Origin of the sequence: Planctomonas deserti (genome assembly GCF_003067705.1) — a bacterium.
Classification (GTDB): Bacteria; Actinomycetota; Actinomycetes; order Actinomycetales; family Microbacteriaceae; genus Planctomonas; species Planctomonas deserti.
The window spans coordinates 1-639 of sequence record NZ_QANL01000083.1; the positions used below are offsets into that span (position 1 = coordinate 1).

Genomic DNA, 639 nt, shown 5'->3' on the forward strand with positions numbered 1-639 from the left:
GCCATCGGCCTGCGTCGCAGCGGCATCCGCGTGCACCCCGCGCGCGTCGGCATCACCGCCTTCCTTGCGCATACGCTGGGCCAGACCGTGGGTTTTGCCGCGTTGACCGGCGGCGCGGTGCGCCTGCGTGGCTACCGCAGCGCCGGCCTGGACCTGGCGCAGATCGGGCAGGTGGTGCTGATGAGCACGCTCGGATTCGTGTTCGGTGCATGGCTGCTGATCAGTGTGGCGCTGTGCATGGAACCGGCTGCCGCAGCCTTGGCGCTGCCGCTGGATCCCAATGCGGTACGTATCGTCGGCATCGTCGCGTTGCTCGCCTACCTCGCCACGGTGCTGCTGGTCGGCCGCGATGGACGGCAGTTCAGCGTGTTCGGCCATGCGTTGTGGCTACCCGACCGCCGGACCATGATCGGCGTTACCGTGCTCAGCGTCATCGAGCTGGTACTGGCCAGTGCTGCGTTCTATGTGCTGCTGCCCGACTCCACTCCCACCGGCCTGCCCGGCTTCGTCGGCCTGTACCTGGTGGCGGTGCTGGCCGGCCTGGTCTCGACCGTGCCGGCCGGCCTGGGCGTGTTCGAATGGAGCCTGCTGAAGCTGTTGCCGCAGGTGGCACCGGCGGCGGTGCTGGCGGCGGCGCTG

At 69.5% G+C, this 639-nt stretch carries 1 pseudogene; it reads left to right on the top strand.

Annotated elements, in window-relative coordinates:
- Positions 1–639: pseudogene (locus DAI20_RS19655) on the top strand (hypothetical protein); the annotation flags it as partial.